The following is a 23499-nucleotide window of genomic DNA, read 5'->3' on the forward strand; positions in this document are numbered from 1 at the left end:
CCACGCGGGGTTACCCGCACCGTCATTGTTGCGAAACTTGTTCGCCTCTGTCCTGATGACGGGGAAATCGGGTGGTCAGCGACCCGATCAGGCGTCGCTGGTGGTGATGAGCACCTTGCCCACCGCGGAGTCCTCCACCGCCTGGTGCGCCGCCGCCGTCTCGGCCAGGGCGTAGGAGTGCAGCGGCAGGCCGGCGTCCGCACCGACCCGGATCCCACCCTGGCTGGCCGCCGCCGCCACGTCCTTCACACCCTGCGCCTTGGCCGCCTTCGGCTCCGTGTAGACCAGCACGAACTGCCACCGGGCGTTCGGCACCATCATCGCCCGGATCGGGATGCTCACCTCGTCCCCGCCGTCGTCGGCGTACATGCAGACCGCGCCGCCGTGCCGCAGCACCTGCACGTCGACCGAGGCGTTGCGGGCGGGGGAGACCTCCACGACCGTGTGGACCCCGTCGGGGGCGATCCTGTGGACCTCCTGGACCACGTCCTGTTCCCGGTAGTTGATGACATGGGAGGCGCCGGCCGCCGCCGCGAGCTGCGCCTTCTCCGCGCTGCTCACCGTGGCGATCACCGTGGCGTCGGCCCAACGGGCGAGCTGGATCGCGGCGTTGCCCACCGCGCCGGCCCCGCCCTGCACCAGCACTGTGTGGTCCGCCAGCGCACCGGCGCGCAGCGTGTCCGGCATGAACTCGCCGGCGGTCAGACAGCGGTGCGCGGTGAGGAACGGGATGCCCAGGGCGGCTCCCAGCTCGAACGGGGCGTCACCGAGGCGTACCGCCTGCCGGACCGGCACCAACGTGTACTCCGCCGACGTGCCCCACGGCCGCTGCCAGGCGGCCTCCCAGATCCAGACGCGCTCACCGATCAGGTCCGGGTCGACCCCTTCGCCGACCGCCTCCACCACCCCCGCGCCGTCCTGCCCGGGAATCTGCCACCCGTTCGGCGGGGAGCTGCGGCGGGACTTCCAGTCCGTCGGGTTCACCCCCGCGACCGCCATCCGCACCAGAACCTCGCCCGCAGTCGGCTCCGGCACCGGCCTGTCGACCAGCTCCAGCACCGAAGGGTCGCCGGTGCGCTCGTACACGATGGCCTTCATCCGTGATCTCCTCACCATGCGCGGCATCCGCGCCGAGCACCGCCGGCTGCGGTACCCCGCTCAGCCTCGATCAACCCAGGTCGTCCACCAGCTCCGGGGTCAGCTCACCGATCGCTCCCAGCGTCACCACGGCCAGCCGGGCGGCGTCCGGGTCGAGCGGGTACGAACCGTGCGGCACCGCCACCACCCGCATACCCGCCGCGGCCGCTGAGCGCACCCCGTTGGACGAGTCCTCCACCGCGACGCAGCGGGCCGGGTCGACGCCGAGGCGCTGCGCGACGCTGAGGTACACGTCCGGTGCGGGCTTGCCCCGCTCGGTCTGCTCGGTGGAGAGGGTCGCGCCGAACGCGTCGGTCAGGCCGGTGGCGGCCAGTGCCGCCTCGATCAGCCGGGTCGGCGACGAGCTGGCCAGCCCCAGCGGCCAGCGCGCGGCGAGCCGGCGGACGACCTGATCGGCGCCGTCTATGAGGGGTACGTGGTCCCGATAGCGTCGGGTCATCTCCTCGACGACCTCGCTCGCGACCTGCTCGGCCGTGCGGTCGACGCCCAACTCGCCGCTGAGGTAGTGGGCCCACTCCCCGGTGCTCATCCCCATCAGGCGACGTTGCGTGTCCGGTTGCCACGTCCCGCCGTGCGCCGCCACGTACGCCCGGCGGACCTCCTCCCACACCGGCTCGGAATCCACGATCACGCCGTCCAGGTCGAAGACCACCGCATCCGCCACGGGCCCATCCTGCCCGATGGGCGGGTGCCCGGTCAGCCGGGCAGTGCGGGCAGCCCGATCGGGCTTCCCGCCGGGATCAACGTGTGGCAGGACCGGGCGATGGGTTCCAGCAGCTCCCGAAGCCGGTCCGTGCCGTCCTGGCCGAGCGCCTGCCACGGATGCGCGGCGGCCCGGTCGGTGGCTTCCTCGACCGCCTCGAACCCGGCCAGGCCGACGTCGGTAACCGTGCCGTCTCCGCTCAGCCAGCCCCGCTGCGTGAGTCGCTCGCGGGCGGCGTGCCACTGCTCCTCGGACCAGCCCCGGCCCAGCAGGTTCACCGGTGACATGTCCACCGCGACCTTGTAAGCCAGCGTCTCCACCGGGTCCAGGCCGGCGGCCACCAGCGCCGCCACGTGCCCGTCGCCCCGGTGCTCGCGCAGTGTTGTGCTGGCCTGCCAGATCCGGGCCAGCGGATACTCCCCGATCGGCAGCGCCGCGTTGGCGGCGCCGAGCACCCGGCCTGCCGTCTGCGCCGCCGACGCGGCCTGCTCCAGCAGATCGGCGGCCTCCGCCAGGTGCGTCTCCGGCAGTTCGTACGTCAGCTCCGCGAGAGCCTGCACCGCGCCGGTCAGCCGGGCACGCAGCGCCTCCTGCGGGGTCGCCAACCGCCACACCGCAGGCAGCGCCCGGGTCACCATCGGCGGCGCGAACGAGAAGAAGGCGGCGATCACCGGACCCGCCTCGGTGGCGCCCAGTGGAGCGGACCGGCCGGCGAAGTAACCCCGCCAGTAGCCGCGCAGCCCGACCGCCTCGTACGCGGCCCGCGCCCGGGGGTGAAAGTAGGTGACGGCGTGCACCGGCTCGAAGTGCACCCACATCAGGCGGGCAGTTCGTCCAGCCTCGTCCAGCGCCGTCACATGCACCTCCGTGTCCCGGTCCCGGATGCTCACCCCGGGCGGCGAACCGCCCGGGGTGACGCCGAACCTACTGCCGCTGGGTAACGGGTCGGAAGCCCCATGTGAACAACTCCATCGCGACCGGGGGACAACCGGGGCGATTCAGGCAGGTCACTGGGCGGCGAGCACGTCCACCACGAAGCGCAGCGGACCGGTCGGGCGTCCACCGGCGGCGGCCTCGTCGTTGCCGTACGCCAGCTCGCCCGGAATGTCGAGCTGCACCCGGCTGCCCACGGTCACGCCGACCAGGCCCTGGTCCCAGCCGGGGATGACCTGACCGACGCCGATCGGGAAGGTGGCCGGCTGCCCGCTGCTCCAGGAGGAGTCGAACTCCTTGCCGTCCTTGAAGAACACCCCCACGTAGTTGGTGGTGATCGTCTGGCCCTTCTGCACGGCCGCGCCCTTGCCCTTGATCAGCGGGGTGACGGCGAGCTTCTTGAGGTCGCCAGTGCCCTTCGCCACCGTCGGCTTGCTGCCCAGCGCCGGGTCGGAACCCTCGGGCAGCTGCGGTGCGGGGGGCGCGGTGGGGGCGTCCGCGGCCGGTGCGGCGGCGGACGGGGTCGCGCCGGCCTGGTTGGCGGGCTTGTCGTCGCTCCGGTTCCGGTCGATCCACACGAAACCGCCGATCAGCAGCGCCATCACCGCGACGCCGGCGAGGCCGCCCGCCCACGCCTGGCGACGTCGCTTCGCGTCGGCAGCCTTCTTCGCCGCCAGCTGGGCCGCCAGCCGGCGGCCCGACTTGGTCGCCGGGCTCTGGTCGCCCGCCGACCGGTTCTGCTGCGTCCGCTCGCTCACGTCGTCGACTCCCTGCTGCGAAGGTGTGGCCGGCACCCAGTGCCGGGGGGAAAGCCGACGCACACGGTACCCGCATCGCGGCCCACCGTGCCCGCCGCGGACGCCTCGGATCGCCCAGCGAGGCAGTTGCGGGGCCTCGCGGGCGGTTATTCCGGGACGACCATGAAGTCGGTCACGAACGAGGTCACCCGACCGTCGGCGGCGCGACCGATCCAGGTGCCGTAGCAACCGTCTCCCCAACCGGTGGCCACGGTGACGACGTTGGCACCGGTGGCCTCGTCCAGGACGGCGGTGATCAGCCCCGGGACCGGTGACGCGGGCAGCTCCGTCGGGATGAAGACCTCCTCGACCCGGTCCTCGTCCCAGTCCTCCAGAACTGCCAGCGCCGTCGGGTCGGCGAGGGTGCCCGCGCCAGCGTCTACCCCGTACCCGAAGTAGTCGTCCGCGCCGAGCGTCGCGACGTCCTGGTCGCCCGCGACGGCCAGTTCCCAACGGGTGGTCGGCTCGTCCGAGACGACCAGCTCCAGGGCAGCCACCCGCCGGTCCACCTCGGCGTCCTCCCGTAGCACCACCGCCACCCAGGCGCGGGCGGGATGCCGACCGGGCGGCACGGCCACCGTGAACGGCTCGGCCTCCGGGCAGACCAGCGGGTCACACCCGACCACCTGACCGGTCGGCAACACGACGTCGCCCACCGGGTGGACCTCGATCAGGTATCCGCCGTGCTGGTCGGTGAAGCGGGCACCGGGCGTCAGCAACCGGTCCAGATCAGGGGTGTACGGCATGGGGGCTCCTCCGGTGGCCAGCGGCCGGCGGAGCGTACCCGGCCCGGCGGACACCGCCGTCGCTGCCGTACGGTCAGGCGCTCTTGCGGGGTGCGGTCTTGCGCGCGGTGGTCTTCTTCGCCGGCTCCGCCTTCTTCGCGGCGGTCTTCTTGGCGGCTGTCTTCTTCGCCGGCTCGGTCGCCTTCTTCTCGGCGGTCTTCTTCGCCGCGGTCTTCTTCGCGGGCGCCTTGGCCGCCTTCTTCTCGGCTGCCTTCTGCGCGGACCGGGCGGACGAGATGGGCGTCGGCTCGCCACCACCGCCACCAGCACGGGCGGGCTGTTCACCGCGGGCGGCCTTGGCGCGCTCCACCGATGCCTTCAACGCCGCCATCAGATCCACGGCCGCCGCCGGGGCCTCCTCGACCTCCTCCGGCTGCACGACCTCCCGACCCTCCACCTTGGCGTCGATGACCTCCTGCAACGCCGCCCGGTAGTCGTCGGTGAAGACGTCCGGCTCGAACTCACCGGTCATCGAGTCGATCAGGGAGCTGGCCATCGCCAGCTCCGGCGGGCGCACCTTCAGGTCCTCGTCGAGGAAACCGAAATCCGGGGTACGGATCTCGTCCGGCCAGAGCATGGTGTTGAGCAGCAGCACACCCTCACGGACCCGCAGCGTGGCGAGCTGCTCCCGCTGACGCAGCGCCACCTTGACGATGGCCACCCGTTCCGAGTCGATCAGCGCGTCGCGCAGCAGCACGTACGGCTTGGTCGCCGCGCCCTCCGGCTCCAGGAAGTACGCCTTGTTGTAGAGGATCGGGTCGACCTGCTCCGCCGGCACGAACTCCAACACGTCGATGGCTCGTGAGCTGGTCAGCGGCAGGTCGGCGAAGTCCTCGTCGGTGAGGATCACCATCTCGCCACCGCCGATGTCGTAGCCCTTGGCGATGTCGTCGTAGGTGACCTCCTCGCCGCAGACCGAGCAGGTGCGCTTGTAGCGGATCCGACCGCCATCCTCCCGGTGCACCTGGTGGAACCGAATGTCCTTCTCCTCGGTCGCGGAGTAGAGCCTCACCCCGATCGAGACGAGCCCGAACGACACGGCTCCCTTCCAGATGGCACGCATCCTGCGCTCCCTTCCCCGGTATCGACCATGCTCGCATCCGAAAGAACCGGACGCGAGCTGTTCGGCCTGCTACTACAGTCGGGTCGTGCCTGGCGCGCCGCTCAAGCCGATGCTCGCGATGACCGGGCCGCTCCCGGCCGGTGACGGCTGGGCGTACGAGTTCAAGTGGGACGGGGTCCGCGCGCTCGCCGACATCTCCAATGGTGGTCAGCACCTGTATGCCCGCTCCGGCGTGGAGATCACGGCCGCGTACCCGGAATTGGCCACCCTGCCCGAGCAGGTCGACGACGCGCTGCTCGACGGCGAGGTGGTGCTGCTCGGCGAGAGCGGACAACCGTCGTTCACCGCGCTGGCCGAGCGGATGCACGTGCGGGACCGGAACAAGGCGGCCCGGTTGGCGGCGGTCATGCCGGTGACGTACATGATCTTCGACCTGCTCCGGTGGAACGGCGACGACCTGACCGGCTGGCCCTACGAGCGCCGCCGGGAGGCACTGGAAGCCCTCGCGCTCGGCGGCGCCCGGTGGGCGGTGCCCCCGACGTTCGCCGACGGGCCGGCCACCTACGAGGCGGCCGGTGAGCACGGCCTGGAGGGCGTGATGGCCAAGCGGGTCGGGGCCGTCTACCGCCCGGGGGTGCGCTCACCGGACTGGGTGAAGGTCAAGCTGGAGGTGACCGGCGACTTCGTCATCGGCGGTTGGCGGCCGGGCGCGCGCCGGATCGGCGGGCTGCTGGTCGGGGTGCCCGGCCCGGACGGCCGGCTGATCTACCGGGGTCGGGTCGGTGGCGGGATCGGCGCCGCCATCGAACGGCAGCTCCTCGCCGAGCTGGAGCCGCTGCGGTCCGGCGCGTCCCCGTTCGCGCCCGGTGTGCCGCGCGAGGATGCCCGGGGGGCCATCTGGGTAGAACCCCGGGTGGTGGTGGAGGTGAAGTACGGCCAGCGCACCCCGGACGGCCGACTGCGCTTCCCCCGGGTGCTGCGGTTGCGCCCGGACAAACCCCCGGAGGAGGTCGACGATGCCGGCTGATCGGCTACGAGTGGACGTCGAGGGCCGCCCGCTGGAGTTGTCCAACCTGGACAAGGTGCTCTACCCGGCGGCCGGCTTCACCAAGGGTGAGGTGATCGACTACTACACCCGGATCTCCCCGGTGCTGCTGCCGCACCTGCGGGACCGACCGGTCACCCGGATCCGCTTTCCCAACGGCGTGGACGACAAGTCGTTCTTCGAGAAAAACACACCGGCCTCGACCCCGGACTGGGTGCGCGTGGAGAACCTGCCCGCCCCCGGGTCGACGAAGGGCCGGGAGACCATCGACTACGTGGTCGCCGACGACCTGCCCACGCTTGTGTGGCTGGCCAACCTCGCCGCCCTGGAGCTGCACACGCCGCAGTGGAAGGTCGGCGAGCACCCGGACATGATGGTCGTCGACCTGGACCCGGGGCCGCCGGCCGGGCTCGCCGAGTGTTGTCCGGTGGCGGTGCTGATGCGTGACCGGCTCGCCGACGACGGGATCGACTCGTACCCGAAGACCTCCGGCAAGAAGGGCATGCAGCTCTGCTGCCCGATCGCGGGCACCCAGTCGTCGGATCTCGTCTCCGACTACGCCCGACGGATCGCCCAGGAGTTGGAGAAGGCCCACCCGAAGCTGATCGTGTCGAAGATGGCGAAGAACCTCCGCCCGGGCAAGGTCTTCATCGACTGGAGTCAGAACAACGCGGCGAAGACCACAGTCGCGCCGTACTCGCTGCGCGCCCAGTCGGTGCCGTCCGTGTCGACGCCGCTGACCTGGGACGAGGTCGAGGCCGGCGCCCGCGGCCGGAAGCCGGCCGTCCGCCAGTTCACCGCCGCCGAGGTCCTGGCGCGGGTCGAGGAGTACGACGACCTGCTTGCTCCCCTGCTCGACGGTGGCCCGGAGTTGCCGGTCTGACGCCAGGTGACAACGGATACCCGGGAGGGGTGCGGGCGCTATCCACAACAGAGCGTTATAGGTCTCGACGGCCCACACGGGCCACCCACCACCTTTGCTCTGCTTACCTATACGCAACACCGCGTTGAACTGGGACTTCATGAAGGACGCGCAGTCGAGGGGTGAAAACCCTCCTAGCGGAGTGTGTGCGTCGCATATAGGTAAGCAGAGCAAAGGCTGTGAGGTGGGGTGGTTGGTTGACCGGCACCGAGGTCACCGTACGTGACTGGACGTTGCCCGCTGCGAGGTGGGCGGCGGCGAAGCGCGCAGCCGCCACCAGGCACCCAGGACCAGGGTGGCCGTGATGACGGTGACCGCGACGTCGCCGGCCAGGGCCGCTGCCGGGCTCGCCGGTGAGTAGGGCGGCACCAGGTACGCGAACGCGGCGGCGGTGACCAGGCCCGCCGTGCCGGCGGCCAACACGTGCCGCTGCCCCCAACCGTTGCCTGACGACCAGTACACGATCAGCGCTCCGACGGCAGCGGCGAGCCCCAACGCGATGGCCACCCCCGCCCAGCCGGGCGCCAGGTCGGCACCGATTCGGACGAGGACGACCAGCAGGGCCGCCCAGAGTGGGTGCGGCACTCGACGGACCCCGGCCGGACGCGGACGACGCCAGCGGGGCAGCAGCGCCATTGCGACAAGGGCGAGGACCAGCACCGTGGCGAAGGTCAGCTGGAGCGGACTGGCCAGGAAGTCCTTCCGGCCGCTGCTGTCCGAGAAGATCAGCAGACTGCCGAGCAGGTAGATCACGCCGATCATGGCGAGCCCGGGCCGGCCCAGCCACGGCCGCAGTCGGCGATCCGCCCCGAGGAACGACTCGACGAGGACGATCGGCGCGCAGATGGTCAGCACGATGTGGTTGCCCACGTAGTCGAAGGCCTGCCGGAGGCTGAACTCCAGCCCGGGCACCAGCGTCGCCTCGGCGGCGGCACGGGTGTCGGCGTACTGGGTGTCGTCGAGGTAGTCGGGGTTGAACAGCGACTGGTCGACAAGGCCGGCCTGGAGTACGCCGAACGCGCCGGCGAGCAGCACGATCGTCGGCCAGCCCGCGCCGAGGTGCCGGGCGATCTCCCGGATCAGGATCGCCGCCCCGCCGTACATCGGGCCCAGGAAGATCAGCACCGGAAGGAAATCGTCAATGGCGAAGCCACCCCACGAGCACTCGGCCGCCCAGGGCGCGAGCAGGAGCAACGCGAGCACCGGCAGGAGCCGCCGGCGCAGCGGCAGTCGGTCAGCGGCGATCGGGCGGTCGGCGGCGGCGGGACGGTCGGCGGTGACGGGATCTGGTTCGGTCGGCATCGGCGCTCCTCGACGGGCGTCTCGGGGGTCACCTGCACCGTGCACGGGCCACCCGGTCGCCCGATACGGCCATCGGCCGACGACCGGTGCGACCAAAGTCGTTGAGTAGGGTGGTGCCGACGTCGACCCGGGGAGCGTGGAGATGCAGCCGACCGTCACGGCCGACCTGACGGCCCGACCCGCCGACGCCGAACATCCGCTGCTCAGCTACCGCGACGAGGCGACCGGCGAGCGCGTCGACCTGACCGCACAGCAGGTCGGTGCCTGGGCGGCGCGCAGCGCGAGCCTCCTGCGCGACGGCTGCGGGCTTGGCCCCGGCAGCCGCGTAGCGGTCCTGCTGCCTCCGCATTGGCGTACCGCCGTGGTGTTGTTGGGCGCGTGGGCCTCCGGCCTGGCGGTGTCGTTCCGACCGCGCGCCACCGCGGGCCTGGCGGTGCTCGAACCGGGCGGCGACCGGCCGTTCGACGCGGTCTTCGTGACGCCCGAGCGGCAGGACGACTGGTTGGAGGACGTGCCGGACGCGACGCACCGCTATCTCGTCGGCACCGGGCCGGGGCGGCTGGACGACGTGCCGTTGGGCTGGCTGGACTGGTCCGCCGAGGTGCTCCGCCAAGGCGACGCCACCCCCGACCACACCGCCATCCGCCCGTCGGATCCGGCCACAGCGGACGGCACCACGTACGGTCAGTGGGGTGCGCTCGCCCAGGAGTTCGCCACGATGTTGGACCTGCGCGCCGGCGACCGACTGCTGGTCGACGCCGCCGAGACCGAGCAGCCGCTGAAGTGGTTGCTCGCGCCGCTCTCGGCCGGTGCGTCAGTGGTGATCAGCGCCAACCTCGACCCGGCGCGGCGGGACGCGATCGTCGCCGCCGAGCGGGTGACCCGGGTCCTCTGATCGGGCCGGACCGGCCAAACAGCGCCGGCCGACCCTGTTCCGTTACATCGGCATCTGCCCTGCTCAGAGGGTCTTCTGTCGATGCCGTCGGCATGTTCTCATACCCGAACGACGACGTCATCGACAGCGCACCGCTCCCTCACTGAAAGGTGCACCGATGCACAGGAGATCGACCTTCCGACTGGCGGTCCTCACCGCCACCGCCGCCACGTTCCTGGCGTCCGGCGGCGCCTCCGGGGCGCTGGCCACGGCCGCCCCCACGACCGCCTCCCCCGGTGTCGCGGCCTGCGAACCGGGTGCCGACGCGCACGGCGCCGCCCGGCTCGCCGAGGGTGCCACCGCCAAGGAACCGGGGCTGTACGCCAAGAACGAAGCCAACGCCTACGGCGTGATCAAGGACGCGCCGCGTCTGCCCAACGGGAGCGTCACCATCCCGACGGTCTTCCACATGGTCTCCGACCACCCGCTCACCCCGGCCGAGACGACCAGGTGGAACACCCTGATCGCGGCGCAGATGACGGTGCTCAACGACTCGTTCGCGGGTCGTACGGCGGGCGACGCCGCCGACACGCCGTTCCGGTTCTCGCTCGTCGACACCACGTGGACGGTGAACAGCGCCTGGTACACGGTCGAGCCGGGCAAGAACGAGCGGGACATGAAGAAGGCGCTGTACACCGGCGACTCGGAGACCCTGAACGTGTACGCGGCCAACATCGGCGGCGGGCTCCTCGGCTGGGCGTACTTCCCGAAGGGCTACAACAACGGCCGCGACTACATCGACGGCGTGGTGATGCTCGACGAGTCGATGCCGGGCGGCACGGCCGGCAAGTACGCCCTCGGCGACACGTTGACGCACGAGGTCGGGCACTGGCTGATGCTGGAGCACACCTTCGCGCACGGCTGCTCCGCGTCCGGCGACTTCGTCGCGGACACCCCGCGCGAGGCGGCCCCGCAGTTCGACTGCCCGGTGGGCGCGGACACCTGCACCGCACCCGGGCTGGACCCGATCCACAACTTCATGGACTACACGCAGGACTCCTGCATGAACATGTTCACCGTCGGGCAGGCCGACCGGATGAGCGACGCCTGGGTGGCGTTCCGCGCCGGCTAGCCCTCTGGTGGGCGTCAGGGCCGGCGGGTCGCTGCATGCGACTCGTCGGCCCCTCGTCCTGCCGTTGATCAACTCGGCTTCCCGGAAGGCGGGGTATCGGCGTGCTTCGGACACCGCGTCTTTCAGCAAACGGAGTCGATCAAGGCTGCGCGGGGGTGTTCACCGTCCGGAGGTCGCCACGATGCTGGCCTTGCGCGCCGGTGAGACTGCTGGTTGACGCCGCCGAGTACGAGCAGCCGCTGAAGCGGTTGCTCGCCGCTGCCCGACAGGCGCGTCAGTGGTGATCAGCGCCAACCTCGAACCGGCAAGACGGGACGGATCGTCGCCGCCGAGCGGGTGACCCGGGGTCCTTAGATCGGGTCGGACGGGCCAAATGACGGTGGTCGGCCCCGTTCCGTCGCATCGGCATCTGCCCTGTCCAGATGCCCTCCTGTCGATGCCGTCTGTGCTCCACATGCCGCGACGCCCGAGGTCCCTTGTGGAAGCGCTGTGTGGTCGAGAAGCGTCTCTGTCGCTTCCACCCGGCCTGAACGTTCGGCATCGGCAGGGGCGGCGCGGATCCGATCACTCTGCTTTAGTTGGCCGAACATCGCTGCTGTGGCTGCAGTCCGGGCGTTCAGTTGACGGTTCATTGCTCATCGGGGTGCACATCTGTGCGTCCCATGTGACATCCGGTGTGATCGAAGTTTCGGGGCCGGCCGAACTATGCAACGGGGGCATAGACGAATGAAACGACAGGCAGCGCGCGTGACGAGCGGGCGGGTAACACTATGGTTGCTGAGCGTGCTGGTCCTGGTGGCGGCGAGCATCGGCGGGCCAACTCTGCCGCTGCAGCCGGCCGCCGCGGCCGAGCCGGTCTGTGATCGGACCCAGGTGCTGCTGGCCTTCGAGCATGGCGGCACCACCGTCAGACCGGAGGCCGAGAAGGCGCTGCTCGGATCCGGGGCCCAGGTGTGCGCCTTTCTCCAAACGGTGTGGCCACAACGGGCACCGGTCGACGATCGGGTCAGCGTCAACCAGATGATGGCTGCCGGTGGACCATCCGTCCGCGCGGCCGCCCAGGTGGCTCTCGACTCTTCCGACCCGGCTGCTCTGGGTGCCTTCCTGGAATCCGGCTGGCGGCAACCGTGGGAGGGTGACCAGCGGGTCCGGGTCAACCAGATCATGGCGACCGGCGGCACCCAGCTGCGCGCTGCCGGCCAGAAGGCGCTGGACGCGGGTACGGCAGAGGCCTACCAGACGTTCCTGGACTCGGGTTGGCGGACCCCCTGGCAGACCGATCAGCGGCTCCGGGTCAACCAGCTGTTGGCGGCCGGTGGTCCAGAGGTGAAGGCGGCGGCCCAGCGGGCTCTGGGCATCGGCACCGCCAGCGCGCTGACGCAGTTCATCGACGTCGACTGGGCTGTGGCCACCGCCCGGGACGAGGAAACGGCGACGATCAGTGATCTGGTGAACGCGGCCACCAGCGCCGGCCAGCAGGCCGCGCAGGAGACCGACGCGGCGAAGGAAGCGGGCGAGCGGGCGGCCAGAGCGGCCGAGGAAGCACGCAAGTCGGCGCAGGCGGCGGCGCAGGCCACCGCTGCGGCGAAGAACGACGCGACCGCAGCGGCAGTCGCGGCGAAGCAGGCGGCCGTCGCCGCCGGCAATGCGGCCCGTGCAGCCAGGGCTGCCGTTTCCGCGGCCCAGGACGCCGCGCACGCGGCGCGGCAGGCGTCCAACGCCGCCGCCCGCGCCGCCTGGGCCGCTGCCATGGCCGGGAAGGCGGCTTCGGCCGCCTACCGAGCCGCCTCGAACGCCGCGACCGATGCGACGAAGGCGGCAGACGCGCGCAAGGCGGCGGAGGCGGCGAACCTCATCGCCGACAAGGCCGCCGATTCGGCTGTCGCCGCCGAGCAGGCAGGCACCGCTGCTCGCAAGGCTGGAACCGCCGCGCAGGCGGCGGCGAACGCCGGTACGGCGGCGAACGCGGCCGCGGCGGCCGCGTTGGAGAGCGGCGACTACGCCGTGCAGGCGGGGGCGGATGCCAGCGAGGCGCGCGCCGCCGCGGGCAAGGCCCGGGCCGCAGCCAATCGCGCCACCCGGGCGGCGCAGAGTGCGGTGAAGTTCGCCGCGGCAGCCGCCACCGCTGCCGACGCGTCCCGCGCTGCGGCCCTGCGGGCTGCCGACAATGCCCGGGCCGCGGCCAGGGCGGCGAACGAAGCGGCCGACCATGCCGGGGACGCCGCGGTGGCGGCGGCGCAGGCCACGGCGCACGCCAACGCCGCGAGTGCGGCCGCACTGGCCGCGTCCGATGCCGCCAACCAGGCCAAGGTCGTGTACGACGCGGCACGGACCGCCGACGCCGACCGGATCCAGATCACCTTCGAGCAGGCCGACGAGACTGCGATCGACGCGAGTGCCGCCGAGGCCCAGCAGCAGGAGCGGGCCCGTCGCGACGCGGATCAGGCAGCACAACGCGGTGCGGAGACGAACCGACTCATCGCCGAAGCGGTCAACCCCGCCACCCCGGCCGCGACCGCCGTTCTGGCCGCTCGCAAGGTTGCCCTGACGCTGCTGTCGGCGACCGGAACGTGGAGTCGTGAGGCCGCCAAGCAGGCCCTGAGCGGCGACGACGACATGGCGATGAACTTCGTCCGGACCGACCTGGCGGTCGCCGCCGGGCAGGACGACCGGATCACGGCGGGGACGATCGCTGTCAACGGCGACACCGCCGGGCTGCGTCAGGCCGCCCAGACCGCGTTGGCCGGTACGGATGCCGATGTGGCGCGCTTCCTCGCCAGCAAGGACTATCCGGGCCGAGTCATCGACGACCGTCTCAAGGTCAACCAGATCTTGGCGACGGCGCGCGCGGCCGGACACGGCACTGTCGTCCAGCGCGCCCAGGCGGCGCTCGACTCCAACGACGGCGCCCAGCTCCGTCAGGTCATCGACCGTGGGCAGTACGACGCCCTCGCTGCCGATGACCGGATCGCCATCAATCGGATCCTCAGCGACCCGGAGAGTGGGCCCGAGCTGAGGGCGGCTGCTCAGGTCGCTCTGGACGCCCCCAAGGCAGCCGCACACGAGTTCCTGGCCACCGGGCGATTCTCCGCAGCGCAGGCCGACCAGGATTCGGCCAAGCACGACGCCGTCGTCAGCGCCCTTGTGGCACAGGCGTTCCGCGTCGCCACCACTGCCCTTCAGGACGCCCAGGAGGCGCAGGCCGTCGCGGCCACCGCGCGGCGCGATGCGCAACAGGCGGCGACGTACGCGCAACAGGCGGTGGAATCGTCGAACCAGGCGCGAGGGTACGCGCTGCAGGCGAAGGCGTCCGCGGACAGCGCGACGGCCTCCGCGGCCCGAGCCGCTGCGGCGGCGGCGACCGCCAGGCAGGCGGCGGCCAGCGCGAACGCGTCCGCGGAGAGCGCGGCGGTCTCGGCTGCGCAGGCGACACTCTCGGAGCAGCAGGCGGTTTCCAGCGCTGCCCGGGCATACCGTTCCGCCTCCGAGGCGATGGCGTCGGCGGTGCAGGCGGGCAAGGACCGCGATGCCGCCATTGCCGCCGCGAATGCCGCGATCAGAGCGTACGTCGACAAGGCCCAGGGTGAGTACGAGGAGACGGTCCGGCAGCGGGACGAGCAGTGCGCGACGGACTTTGAGAACAACCCGGCCGGCTACCGGCTCTGCTCTTACCTCATCACCAACCCGGTCAACGACTTCGCGAAGATGCTCTACCGGGAGTGGAAGAACGGCCCGACCTGCGAGAAGCTCCACCCGCAGGTGCGGCTGGACTACCAGCCGAACACCAGCTCGGGCTACACATCCTGCGTCGCGAATGGTCCGGGTGACGGGTGGGAGGTCAAGGCACTCGGATACACCGCCGGGTTGGAACTGCTCGGGGAGGGCATCCAGTACCTCGCCGACAAGTATCACCTGAACCCGACGCTCGTGGCCGGCGGAATCGGGATCCTGCTCGGCGTCGGCCTGGCCGCGTTGCCCGAGCTGACCATCTCCTGCAGTGCGGTCTGCATGGTCGCCCTGGACGCCACGACTCCGCTCATTGCGCCCTCGCTCATCGGCGCGCTCGACACGTCGACGTTCCTGACGCTCTACGGCATACGTGCCGGTGGCGTCGTCACCACCGTCGGCGGCACGGTTGCCGGGCTTGAGGCCGCCCGGTTCGCGGGATTCCTCGAACGCGAGGCGATTGCGGCGAAGGTGTACGACAGCGCCATCGAGCGATTGGTCCGGCAGTTCAAGGGGTGCGTCAACAGTTTCGCCCCCGGGACCCGCGTGCTCATGGCGGACGGCTCCAACAAGCCGATCGCCGACGTGGCGAAGGGCGACCAGGTTCTGTCGACCGACCCGGCCGTCGGCGGCGTCACCCCGGACACGGTCACCGCGACCCATCGCAACCTCGATGTCGCCATGACCGATCTGCTGGTGACGGGAGCGGACGGACGGTCCGAAACGATTCATACGACGGACGGCCATCCGTTTTGGGTGCCGTCGGCCCACAAGTGGATCGACGCGGGCCTTCTTATGCCCGGCACTGACCTGGCGTCGCCCTCCGGTGGTGCCGCTCGTGTCGCCCAGGTGACTCGATTCGCCGCCGCCGAGTCCATGTACAACCTAACAGTGAGTCGTAATCACACGTACTACGTGTTGGCTGGAACGACTCCCGTCTTGGTGCACAACACTCCAGGTTGCGAAGTTGTCGAATACGTTAACACTTATGGTGGGCGTGAAGGCGGCATCCTTGCGAAGATGGACGAAAATGGAATAGTGAGCTTCGCGGTCGAGACGGGCCCGACGACTCCAGGCGGTGCCCAGATGTTTGCGGATATGATGAGCTTTTTCGGTCCGAGTAACGTGACTGCCATTGAGGCCAAGTGGATTCCCGCGATGCCCAGCAATCTAAATACGTTTAACAAGCTGACCGGGCAGGGTTGGTCTTCCGAGAGCGCGGCTGTCGAGACCTACACCGGAAAGATGGCGACAAGGAATGGCTTTACGAAGGTTACCGTCCAACGTCTAGTTGGGTCGCCTGGCAAATACACAGACGTTGAACTGAAGTTCGGAAGGTAGGGCCCAAGTGGAGGAGACGTCGGCCGAAGTTAGACGTATGGTAATGGCGGGGGTGGCGCTCTCCAAGATCGTTGAATTTCTTCGGGATGAAGATGAATTCGTGCTGACGCCATTTAATTTCCTCATGGTCTTTCGTCAGGCGGTCGGTGTCCCGATGCCTGATTCTCGGACGATGTTGGAGGTCTTCGATGCTGACATGAATCCACTTTCTTCGATTGGTGATGTGGATCGAATGGGCGACAGGGTGCTGGCTCGCTATAGATCAAAGGCCTGATCCTGGCCAACGTGCGCAGCTCACCTGAGCGGAACGCGTCGAAGGGCTTCTGTCGCTCCTTCATGGTGGTCGAGCCCTGCACCATCAGTTTCGCTCTACGCCGGCCCGGGACCGCTGCTGGTCCCGGGCCGGTGCGCTGTCTGGCCATCACCCGTCCGGTGGAGCCGTCGACCAGCGCGACTCGAGCCGGTGGTGGCAGGTGTTGCAGTTCGGCCTGCAGAACCTCTTCGACCCGGAGCTGGACGAGTCGTTCACGATGGACACCTTCGACCACCGCCCCGGCGTGGTCACCCTTCCGGGCCGCTGCCCACCGCCCACGTCGTAACGCCGGGTCGGTCCGAGCGGCGCGCCCTCGCAGCGCTTTGATCGACTCGGCTTTCAGGAAACCGGGGCGTCAGCCTGCCCCGGACACCGCGACTTCCTGAGAACCGGGTCGATCACCGGCCCGCGCGGGTCAGTCGACGGTTGGCAGCTTCGGGCCGAGGGCGTCGTCGGCGTGGGCGATCGTGTACGCGTACCCCTGCTCGGCGAGGAAGCGCTGCCGGCGCGCCGCGTACTCGGTGTCGATGGTGTCCCGGGAGACCACCGTGTAGAAGTGCGCCTGCCGGCCGTCGGCCCTCGGCGCCGACACCTGCACCGCACCCGGGCTGGACCCGATCCACAACTTCGTGGACTACACGCAGGACTCCTGCATGGACATGTTTACCGCGGGCCAGGCGGACCGGATGAGCGAGGCCTGGGTGGCGTTCCGCGCTGGCGGCACCGGATAGCGCACTGGACGTCACGGGCCGGCAGGTCGCTCTGCGGCGACCCGCCGGCCCGTCTGCTTCACCCTTCCGGGTGGAGCCTGGACATTCTCTCGATCCTCACGTTGCCCAACCCCGACGTCGTGCCGGTCAGCCTGGTCGGGTCGGCCCGACGATCCGTGCGCGGGTCAGCTGGCGAACGGGCGAACGGGCGAACTTGGCTCGCCGGTACGCCTCGATCTCGGGCTTGGAATTGAGCCCGAGCTTCTTCTCGACGCCGACCTCGATCCAGAGCCCCTGGCAGCCGTAGCCGTTCTGGTAGCGCTGGTGGTAGCCGCGCAGCGCCCTGTACCGCTGGAAGACGTCCTTGAGTGCCCGGCCGCGGGCGTGCACGCCGAGATCTTGTTGGCCGTGACCGGTCCGTCGATGAAGCTGAATCTCGGGCCGCCAACGTTGGCCCCGCGCAACTTGTCGAAAATTCGCTCCTGCCGCCAGAGGTCCAGGTTGCCGAGTTCGCGTCCGTTGTGGTTCGGCGTGTCCGGACGCGGAGCGATCACGGCCGGGAGCACACCACCGTTCCTATCTCGGCGTTTCTCGCCGGGCGAGCCTCAGCCGGTCGTACCGGATCGGACGGTCGCCCCGCCTGCCGCCAAGTCGGTCTGCCCTGGGCAAGCCCGGCACGGTCCCGGCCGGGCGCGGGTAGCTGGCGCAGCCGCGCGTCCTGTCCTCACGGGACCGTGGTCGGGCGCCGGAGCGGCCGTGGTGGGCGTACCGCTTGCGGACCGGCGGTCAGTTCTGGCGACTCAAGAGGTCGTGGGGAAGTCGAGGAACCGCTGGCTGAGCAGGGCGGCAGCCGCCGGTTCGCACGCCGGCAGGGCGGAGCCGGCGAACTAGGTGCCGACCGCCGGGATATAGGAACAGTTCGGCGCGGTCGGTTGACTCCACCAGGGTGCGGGCGGCGTCAAGGTCACCCTCGTCGACGAAGAGCGGGTCCGGGTCCATGCCGTGGATGCATCGGCACGCCGGTCGGCCAGGGTCTGACACACACCACCGTGCGGAAGCGATGCCCGACGGGTAGACCCGCCTTGGGTGGTCCCTAGGGATTTGGGGTGAAAACTACGTTTGCCCTGTATTGAGTAGTACCGCCGATATTGTGACTCCTGCGCGTCCTGGGAGGTCTCGCGATGTGCCGACCCGTTCCGGTGGAGGGGACATGAGGGAAAATTCGGAACGTAAGCCGCTGGTGGGTCCTAGGCACATCAAGGCCGCATCGGGTTTGAGCTCCGTGTTGATCGTGGCCGGGATGACCACCGGCGTCACTCCCGCTCAGGCGGCCGAGGTGGTCCACAAGGCCCGCGCCGAGCGCAGCTACCAGGGCACGCCCGGGCCGTTCGGGCAGGCGCAGGCGTGGCAGCCCGGGGCAACCCTCGTGCGGGACGGCGGCCCCGACGGATGGTCCGATCCGCAGGGTTGGCAGTGGCAGGACCAGGGGCCGGGTCGGCGCCGCCATGATGACGGCAAGGTGGGTCCGCAGGGCCCGCAGGGCCCGCAGGGTCCGCAGGGCGAACGCGGGGGGCGTGGTCCGCGTGGCCCACGTGGCTTCCAGGGCGCTACCGGCGCGCAGGGTTTCCAGGGTGAGCAGGGTCCACAGGGTGTGACCGGCTCGCCGGGTCCGCAGGGTTTCCAGGGTGCGCAGGGCGACGTTGGTCCGCAGGGTGCGCAGGGCGAGGCCGGTCCGCAGGGTGCGCAGGGTGCGCAGGGCGAGGCCGGTCCGCAGGGTGCGCAGGGCGAGGCCGGTCCGCAGGGTGCGCAGGGCCCGCAGGGTTTCCAGGGTGCGCAGGGTGCGCAGGGCGAGGCCGGTCCGCAGGGCTCGCAGGGCTCGCAGGGCTCGCAGGGCTCGCAGGGCTCGCAGGGTGCGCAGGGCGAGGCCGGTCCGCAGGGTGCGCAGGGCGACGTCGGTCCGCAGGGTGCGCAAGGCGAGGCCGGTCCTCAGGGCTCGCAGGGTGCGCAGGGTGCGCAGGGCGAGGCCGGTCCGCAGGGTGCGCAGGGCCCGCAGGGTTTCCAGGGTGCGCAGGGCGACGTTGGTCCGCAGGGTGCGCAAGGCGAGGCCGGTCCTCAGGGCTCGCAGGGTGCGCAGGGTGCGCAGGGTGCGCAGGGCGAGGCCGGTCCGCAGGGTGCGCAGGGCCCGCAGGGTTTCCAGGGTGCGCAGGGCGACGTTGGTCCGCAGGGTGCGCAAGGCGAGGCCGGTCCTCAGGGTGCCCAGGGTGACGTTGGTCCGCAGGGTGCGCAGGGCGAGGCCGGTCCTCAGGGTGCGCAGGGTGCGCAAGGCGAGGCCGGTCCTCAGGGTGCGCAGGGCCCGCAGGGTTTCCAGGGTGCGCAGGGCGACGTTGGCCCGCAGGGTGCGCAAGGCGAGCCCGGTCCGCAGGGCCCGCAGGGTTTCCAGGGTGCGCAGGGCGCCGTCGGCCCGCAGGGTGCGCAGGGCGAGGCCGGTCCGCAAGGTGCGCAGGGCGCGCAGGGCGAGGCCGGTCCGCAGGGTGCGCAGGGTTTCCAGGGCCCGCAGGGCCCACAGGGTGCCCAGGGTGCCCAGGGCGTCTTAGCGGGCGTTCATGTCGAATCTTCTGATGAGCCTGGGACGGGCTTCCAAACCGTCAGCTGCCCCACCGGCGAAGTGGCGACGGGCGGCGGCTACGTCACGAACGGGAGCGTGAACGTGGATGCCCCGATCGTAGTAGGAGGTACGCCGGTCGGATGGCAGGCCCAGTTCCTGGAGCCAGAACCCGGCCTTGTCTACGTCATCTGCGCGCCCGGCACGTCGTGATCGGGGCAAGCACGCCCAGAATGATCGACAGGAAGAGGAAGACAGTGAGAATGCGACAGGTGTTCGGCACACTTGCCTGCGGCTCTGTGTTGCTGGCTGGGGCGGGTGCGTGCAGTGACGACAAGACGCCCATGGCGAAGGAATCCGGCGGGACCGTCGCTCCAGGGGCCGGGCAGGGGGACCCGAAGGTCCTGCTCCAGCAAGGTATCGAGCAGGGGCAGGCCGGCAAGTCCGACGAGGCGAAGGCAACCTTCGAGAAGGTGGTCGCGCTTCAGGGGGACAACAAGTTCGCCTGGTTCAACCTCGGCTACCTCGCCCAGTCGCGTAACGCAACCGACGAAGCGGTGGCGGACTACGACAAGGCGCTGCAGATCGACGGTTCCTACCGGCCCGCCCTCTACAACAAGGCAATGCTGTTGGAGGAGGCGAAGCCGGACGAGGCGGTCGCGTTGTATCGCAAGATCGTCGATGCCGATGAGGGCGCTTCCACGGCCTACCTGCGGCTGGGGTTGATGCTCGTCAAGCAGCAGGACCGGACGGGCGCCCGGGAGGCGTTCGCGTCGGCGATCAAGGCAGATCCGAAGCTGGCGTCTGCGGTCCCCGAGGACTTCCGCCCGCAGAAGACAAAGGGATGATCGCGTGGTGAAGGCGCCACACGTCACGGTCTTCACGGGTAGCAACCGAACCCGCTTCCTGGACGATTGTCTGCAGTCCCTGCTGGCGCAGACGTACGCGGACTGGGAATGGGTGGTCATTCTCAACCAGGGCACCCGGTGGCGCCCCGAGGCGAACGATCCACGGATCCGCCTCCTGGTGCGCGACGGGCTGTCCGGTGTCGGTGCGGTGAAGCGACAGGCCTGCGCCGAGGCGTACGGGGACATCCTCGTCGAACTCGACGACGACGACCTGCTCAGCAGCGACTGCCTGGCGGAGGTGGTGGCCGCCTTCGACGCGAACCCCGGGGCGGGCTTCGTCTACAGCGACACGGCGCAGATCAGCGAGGACGGCAGCCGGGACGACTCGCGGTTCGCCGCCGCGCACGGGTGGCGCTACCGCGACGAGCGGGTCGACGGGCGTGAGGTGTTGGCCTGCTACTCGCTGGAGCCGACGCCGCACAACGTCAGCTACATCTGGTACGCCCCGAACCATGTCCGGGCGTTCCGACGGGATCTGTACGAGAAGGTGGGCGGCTACAACGAGGAACTCGACGTGGCCGACGACCTCGACCTGATGTGCCGGCTGTACCAGGCGGCCGAGTTCCACCAGATCCCCAAGTGCCTTTACCTGCAACGGATGCACACCCGGAACACCCAGCGCGACCCCGAGGTCAACGCGCGCATCCAGCGGCGGTCCGTGGAGATCTACGACCGTAACATCCAGTTCAACGCGTTGGCCTGGGCGAAACGGCGGGACCTGCTGGCCCTGGATATGGGAGCGGCGTACAACAAGCCGGAGGGGTTCCTCGGGCTGGATCGCCGTGCCGGGGACGGCGTGGACATCGTCTGTGACGTCACGAAGGGGATCGACCTGCCGGACAACAGCGTCGGGGTGATCCGGGCGGTCGACTTCCTGGAGCACATCCCGGACAAGATCGGGATCTTCAACGAGTTGTACCGGGTCCTCGCCCCGAACGGGTTGCTGCTGTCCCTGACGCCCAGTTCGGACGGACGGGGCGCGTACCAGGACCCGACGCACGTCGCGTTCTACAACGAGAACTCGTTCTGGTATTTCACCAACGACCAGTACGCACGCTTCGTGCCGGAGATCCGCTGCCGATTCCAGGTGTCTCGCCTGGGCACGTACTTCCCGAGCGATTTCCACCAGGCGAACAACATCCCGTACGTCGTGGCGAACCTGATCGCGGTGAAGGACGAGACCCGCAACGGAGGCCTGTTGACGATCTGAGCCGACCGCCGAAACACGGCCCTGCGGCCTCCGGCCAGGGCAGGACGCCCCACGGCAGCAGGAACGTCCGACCCGATGTTCACCGAGACGTTCTGGAGCGGCCTACGCAGGCTGGTCAATCTGATCGACTCGGCTTTCAGGAAAACGGGGCATCAACGCGCCTCGGACACCGCAGCTTTCTGAAGACCGAGTCGATCAAGGTCGCGCGCGGCGCTCAGTCGAACGACGGCAGCGACGGGCCGAGGACGTCGTCGGCGTCGACGATCGTGTACGCGTACCCCTGCTCGGCGAGGAAGCGCTGCCGGTGCGCCGCGTACTCGGTGTCGATCGTGTCCCGGGACACCACCGTGTAGAAGTGCGCCTGGCGGCCGTCGGCCTTCGGCCGCAGCACCCGACCCAGCCGCTGCGCCTCCTCCTGGCGCGACCCGAACGTGCCCGACACCTGGATCGCCACCGCCGCCTCGGGCAGGTCGATCGAGAAGTTCCCGACCTTCGAGATCACCAGCGTGCGGATCTCCCCGGTGCGGAACGCGTCGAACAGCCGCTCCCGCTCCTTGTTGGTGGTCGAACCCTGGATGATCGGCGCGTCGAGATATTCGCCGAGCTGGTGCAGCTGGTCGATGTACGCGCCGATCACCAGCACCTGGTCGTCCGGGTGCCGGTCCACCAGTGCCTTGACCACCGGCAGCTTCGTGCGAGCGGTCGCCGCCATCCGGTAGCGCTCCTCGGCCTCCGCCGTCGCGTACGACATGCGCTCCGCGTCGGTCAGGGTGACCCGGACCTCGGTGCACTCGGCCGGGGCGATCCAGCCCTGCGACTCGATGTCCTTCCACGGCGCGTCGTACCGCTTCGGGCCGATCAGGCTGAAGACGTCACCCTCGCGGCCGTCCTCGCGTACCAGAGTCGCCGTGAGGCCCAGCCGACGGCGGGCCTGCAGGTCCGCGGTGAACCGGAAGATCGGCGCGGGCAGCAGGTGCACCTCGTCGTAGATGACCAGGCCCCAGTCGCGGGCCCCGAACAGGTCCAGGTGGGTGAACGCGCCGCCGCGCCGCGAGGTGAGCACCTGGTACGTGGCGATGGTGACCGGGCGGATCTCCTTGCGCTCGCCCGAGTATTCGCCGATCTCCTCCTCGGTCAGCGACGTGCGGGCGATCAGCTCCCGCTTCCACTGCCGGCCGGCGACCGTGTTGGTGACCAGGATCAGCGTGGTCGCCTTCGCCTCGGCCATCGCCGCCGCGCCGACCAGGGTCTTGCCGGCGCCGCAGGGCAGCACCACCACACCCGACCCGCCGGCCCAGAACGCCTCGACGGCCTCCCGCTGGTACGACCTCAGCGTCCACGGCTTGCGCCCGTCCTTGCCGGCCTCGGCCAGCTCGATCGGGTGCGCCTCACCGTCGACGTAACCGGCGAGGTCCTCCGCAGGCCAGCCCAGCTTGAGCAACGCCTGCTTGAGTCGGCCACGCTCGGACGGGTGCACCCGGATGGTGTCGTCGTCGATCTTGTCGCCGAGCATCCCGGCGAGCTTCTTGCTCTTGGCCACCTCGATCAGCACCAGCCGGTCCAGCGCGCGCAGCACCAGCCCGTACGCCGGGTCGTTGGCGAGCTGGAGTCGGCCGTAGCGGTCCATCGTGTCGGCCACGTCGACCAGCAGCGCGTGCGGCACCGGGTAGCGGGAGTACTTGAGCAGCGAGTCGACCACACCCTCCGCGTCGTGCCCCGCGGCCCGGGCGTTCCACAGGCCCAGCGGGGTCAGCCGGTAGGTGTGCACGTGCTCCGGCGAGCGCTCCAACTCGGCGAACGGTGCGATCGCCATCCGGCACGCCTGCGCGTCGGGGTGGTCGATCTCCAGCAGCAGGGTCTTGTCCGACTGCACGATCAGTGGTCCACCGCTCACGCGAGCGTCCTCTCCTCGGTTGGCCGTCCGGCCCAAGCGGGTCGCATACCCGCTGCTGGCCGACCATCCAGTGTTGCACGG

General features: G+C 70.2%; 19 protein-coding genes and 2 pseudogenes. 10 read left to right on the forward strand and 11 right to left on the reverse strand.

Annotation, left to right across the window (positions count from 1 at the left end):
* Nucleotides 1-87: 87 nt before the first annotated feature.
* From HNR22_RS21430 to ku, 6 genes are all read right to left on the reverse strand, one after another.
* Nucleotides 88-1098 carry an NADPH:quinone reductase gene (locus HNR22_RS21430; protein WP_179781834.1) on the reverse strand — a complete coding sequence of 337 codons (1011 nt, stop codon included), beginning with the start codon at nucleotides 1096-1098 and terminating at the stop codon, nucleotides 88-90.
* 70 nt (nucleotides 1099-1168) lie between these two features.
* Nucleotides 1169-1822: an HAD family hydrolase gene (locus HNR22_RS21435; protein ID WP_088951208.1), complete on the reverse strand. Its 654-nt coding sequence runs from the start codon at nucleotides 1820-1822 to the stop codon at nucleotides 1169-1171.
* Nucleotides 1823-1854: 32 nt separating this feature from the next.
* Nucleotides 1855-2679: an SCO6745 family protein gene (locus HNR22_RS21440; RefSeq protein WP_179783663.1), complete on the reverse strand. Its 825-nt coding sequence runs from the start codon at nucleotides 2677-2679 to the stop codon at nucleotides 1855-1857.
* A gap of 189 nt (nucleotides 2680-2868) precedes the next feature.
* On the reverse strand, nucleotides 2869-3588 hold the full coding sequence (locus HNR22_RS21445) for an FKBP-type peptidyl-prolyl cis-trans isomerase (RefSeq protein WP_179783664.1): 720 nt from the start codon (nucleotides 3586-3588) through the stop codon (nucleotides 2869-2871).
* Between the two features lie 110 nt (nucleotides 3589-3698).
* Complete coding sequence (locus HNR22_RS21450; protein ID WP_179781835.1) at nucleotides 3699-4337, reverse strand: DUF4241 domain-containing protein; 639 nt, start codon at nucleotides 4335-4337, stop codon at nucleotides 3699-3701.
* Between the two features lie 73 nt (nucleotides 4338-4410).
* Entirely contained in the window at nucleotides 4411-5439 is a 1029-nt protein-coding gene (gene ku, locus HNR22_RS21455; RefSeq protein ID WP_179781836.1) for a non-homologous end joining protein Ku, read from the reverse strand.
* 85 nt (nucleotides 5440-5524) lie between these two features.
* On the opposite strand from ku, the gene ligD (HNR22_RS21460) reads away from it, so the two are divergent.
* Together ligD (HNR22_RS21460) and ligD (HNR22_RS21465) are read left to right on the forward strand one after the other, a co-directional pair.
* Complete coding sequence (gene ligD, locus HNR22_RS21460; protein WP_179781837.1) at nucleotides 5525-6466, forward strand: non-homologous end-joining DNA ligase; 942 nt, start codon at nucleotides 5525-5527, stop codon at nucleotides 6464-6466.
* Nucleotides 6456-7367 (forward strand): non-homologous end-joining DNA ligase, encoded by a 912-nt coding sequence (gene ligD, locus HNR22_RS21465; protein ID WP_179781838.1) that lies wholly within the window; start codon nucleotides 6456-6458, stop codon nucleotides 7365-7367. Before ligD (HNR22_RS21460) ends, ligD (HNR22_RS21465) begins: the two co-directional genes overlap by 11 nt.
* Before the next feature lie 252 nt (nucleotides 7368-7619).
* Here ligD (HNR22_RS21465) and HNR22_RS21470 read toward each other — a convergent pair whose 3' ends face one another.
* Nucleotides 7620-8708, reverse strand: coding sequence for a hypothetical protein (locus HNR22_RS21470; protein ID WP_179781839.1), 1089 nt, complete (start codon nucleotides 8706-8708; stop codon nucleotides 7620-7622).
* Nucleotides 8709-8850: 142 nt separating this feature from the next.
* On the opposite strand from HNR22_RS21470, the gene HNR22_RS21475 reads away from it, so the two are divergent.
* From HNR22_RS21475 to HNR22_RS31725, 5 genes are all read left to right on the forward strand, one after another.
* On the forward strand, nucleotides 8851-9603 hold the full coding sequence (locus HNR22_RS21475) for a TIGR03089 family protein (RefSeq protein WP_179781840.1): 753 nt from the start codon (nucleotides 8851-8853) through the stop codon (nucleotides 9601-9603).
* A gap of 157 nt (nucleotides 9604-9760) precedes the next feature.
* A complete protein-coding gene (locus HNR22_RS21480; RefSeq protein WP_179781841.1) occupies nucleotides 9761-10714 on the forward strand; it encodes a zinc metalloprotease in 954 nt (317 codons plus the stop codon).
* A 783-nt stretch (nucleotides 10715-11497) separates the two neighbouring features.
* A complete protein-coding gene (locus HNR22_RS21485) occupies nucleotides 11498-15781 on the forward strand; it encodes a polymorphic toxin-type HINT domain-containing protein (protein WP_179781842.1) in 4284 nt (1427 codons plus the stop codon).
* Nucleotides 15782-15788: 7 nt separating this feature from the next.
* Complete coding sequence (locus HNR22_RS21490) at nucleotides 15789-16055, forward strand: hypothetical protein (protein ID WP_179781843.1); 267 nt, start codon at nucleotides 15789-15791, stop codon at nucleotides 16053-16055.
* Nucleotides 16056-16254: 199 nt separating this feature from the next.
* Nucleotides 16255-16380: a hypothetical protein gene (locus tag HNR22_RS31725; RefSeq protein ID WP_281374174.1), complete on the forward strand. Its 126-nt coding sequence runs from the start codon at nucleotides 16255-16257 to the stop codon at nucleotides 16378-16380.
* Between the two features lie 129 nt (nucleotides 16381-16509).
* Here the strand turns inward: HNR22_RS31725 and HNR22_RS21495 are convergent.
* Nucleotides 16510-16677: pseudogene (locus tag HNR22_RS21495) on the reverse strand (hypothetical protein); the annotation flags it as partial.
* On the opposite strand from HNR22_RS21495, the pseudogene HNR22_RS31460 reads away from it, so the two are divergent.
* Nucleotides 16676-16825: pseudogene (locus HNR22_RS31460) on the forward strand (zinc metalloprotease); the annotation flags it as partial. The pseudogenes HNR22_RS21495 and HNR22_RS31460 overlap by 2 nt on opposite strands.
* Nucleotides 16826-16951: 126 nt before the next feature.
* On the opposite strand, the gene HNR22_RS31730 reads toward HNR22_RS31460, so the two are convergent.
* Together HNR22_RS31730 and HNR22_RS31735 are read right to left on the reverse strand one after the other, a co-directional pair.
* Nucleotides 16952-17194, reverse strand: a complete 243-nt coding sequence (locus HNR22_RS31730) for a class I tRNA ligase family protein (RefSeq protein ID WP_218906575.1) — start codon at nucleotides 17192-17194, stop codon at nucleotides 16952-16954.
* 703 nt (nucleotides 17195-17897) lie between these two features.
* Nucleotides 17898-19298, reverse strand: a complete 1401-nt coding sequence (locus HNR22_RS31735; RefSeq protein WP_218906577.1) for a hypothetical protein — start codon at nucleotides 19296-19298, stop codon at nucleotides 17898-17900.
* Between the two features lie 371 nt (nucleotides 19299-19669).
* Between HNR22_RS31735 and HNR22_RS21510 the strand changes: the two genes are divergently transcribed.
* Together HNR22_RS21510 and HNR22_RS21515 are read left to right on the forward strand one after the other, a co-directional pair.
* Nucleotides 19670-20254: a tetratricopeptide repeat protein gene (locus tag HNR22_RS21510; RefSeq protein WP_179781845.1), complete on the forward strand. Its 585-nt coding sequence runs from the start codon at nucleotides 19670-19672 to the stop codon at nucleotides 20252-20254.
* A 4-nt stretch (nucleotides 20255-20258) separates the two neighbouring features.
* Nucleotides 20259-21524 carry a glycosyltransferase gene (locus HNR22_RS21515; protein WP_343059908.1) on the forward strand — a complete coding sequence of 422 codons (1266 nt, stop codon included), beginning with the start codon at nucleotides 20259-20261 and terminating at the stop codon, nucleotides 21522-21524.
* Between the two features lie 214 nt (nucleotides 21525-21738).
* Here HNR22_RS21515 and HNR22_RS21520 read toward each other — a convergent pair whose 3' ends face one another.
* The gene (locus tag HNR22_RS21520; protein ID WP_179781846.1) at nucleotides 21739-23418 is read right to left on the reverse strand and encodes a DNA repair helicase XPB; all 1680 of its coding nucleotides are present in this window, start codon (nucleotides 23416-23418) and stop codon (nucleotides 21739-21741) included.
* Nucleotides 23419-23499 lie beyond the last annotated feature (81 nt).

The sequence above is a fragment of the Micromonospora jinlongensis genome, assembly GCF_013410645.1.
GTDB lineage: Bacteria > Actinomycetota > Actinomycetes > Mycobacteriales > Micromonosporaceae > Micromonospora > Micromonospora zamorensis.

Bases quoted from the DNA above. Each gene is read 5' to 3' on its own strand.
- HNR22_RS21430 (WP_179781834.1), bottom strand. From the start codon at position 1,098: ATGAAGGCCATCGTGTACGAGCGCACCGGCGACCCTTCGGTGCTGGAG.
- HNR22_RS21440 (WP_179783663.1), bottom strand. From the start codon at position 2,679: ATGTGGGTGCACTTCGAGCCGGTGCACGCCGTCACCTACTTTCACCCC.
- HNR22_RS21450 (WP_179781835.1), bottom strand. From the start codon at position 4,337: ATGCCGTACACCCCTGATCTGGACCGGTTGCTGACGCCCGGTGCCCGC.
- ku (WP_179781836.1), bottom strand. From the start codon at position 5,439: ATGCGTGCCATCTGGAAGGGAGCCGTGTCGTTCGGGCTCGTCTCGATC.
- ligD (WP_179781838.1), top strand. From the start codon at position 6,456: ATGCCGGCTGATCGGCTACGAGTGGACGTCGAGGGCCGCCCGCTGGAG.
- HNR22_RS21470 (WP_179781839.1), bottom strand. From the start codon at position 8,708: ATGCCGACCGAACCAGATCCCGTCACCGCCGACCGTCCCGCCGCCGCC.
- HNR22_RS21475 (WP_179781840.1), top strand. From the start codon at position 8,851: ATGCAGCCGACCGTCACGGCCGACCTGACGGCCCGACCCGCCGACGCC.
- HNR22_RS21480 (WP_179781841.1), top strand. From the start codon at position 9,761: ATGCACAGGAGATCGACCTTCCGACTGGCGGTCCTCACCGCCACCGCC.
- HNR22_RS21510 (WP_179781845.1), top strand. From the start codon at position 19,670: ATGCGACAGGTGTTCGGCACACTTGCCTGCGGCTCTGTGTTGCTGGCT.